Raw genomic sequence first — 632 nt, forward strand, 5'->3', positions numbered from 1 at the left:
GAGCGAGCTTGCTCGCGAACGGGCCTTCCCGGTTGCGCCGCCGGTGTGCGGTTCGCGAGCAAGCTCGCTCCTACAGGGCAATGCCGGGCCATAACGCCCGGCGGGCGGCGCCCTGGCGTGTTTCTTGCCCGTTACAAGGTCCCCCCTCCGGCACGGGAGACCTGCCCATGAACATCATCGACGGCCTGAGCGGCATCGGCCTGGCGACCAAGCTGGTGCGCGGCGTGGTCGCCGGCGCCAGCGAGTTCGCCAGCTACCTGGCCAACGCCAGCGCCACCTCCGCCAGCGCCACGACGAGCGGTACGAGCGACGCCGACGCCGGCGCGGTAGCATCCACCGGCGCCGCCTCGCAGGGCGGCACCGGCAGCCTGGACCAATTCCTCGCCTACATGAAGCTCAGCCCCGGCGAAAAGCTGCGCTACAGCGTCATGCAGGACATGAACGTCACCCAGGACCAGCTGGACGCCATGCCCGCCGAGGAACGCGAGCGCGTCGAGAACGAAATAGCCCAGCGCATCAGGGAAAAGATCACGCAGCAGGCCGACTCCGGCAGCCAGCCGGTCGCACCCACTGCCACCCCGGTGGCCCTGAAGCAGATGTACAGCGGTGAACGAGCCCAGCCTTCCGTCGAT

Annotated in this window: 1 pseudogene; it reads left to right on the plus strand. The window is 69.0% G+C overall.

Annotated elements, in window-relative coordinates:
• Positions 1 to 167: 167 nt before the first annotated feature.
• Positions 168 to 632, plus strand: a pseudogene (locus P3W75_RS17515) (hypothetical protein); the annotation flags it as partial.

The organism is Pseudomonas citronellolis (assembly GCF_029335315.1).
Taxonomy (GTDB): domain Bacteria; phylum Pseudomonadota; class Gammaproteobacteria; order Pseudomonadales; family Pseudomonadaceae; genus Pseudomonas; species Pseudomonas citronellolis_A.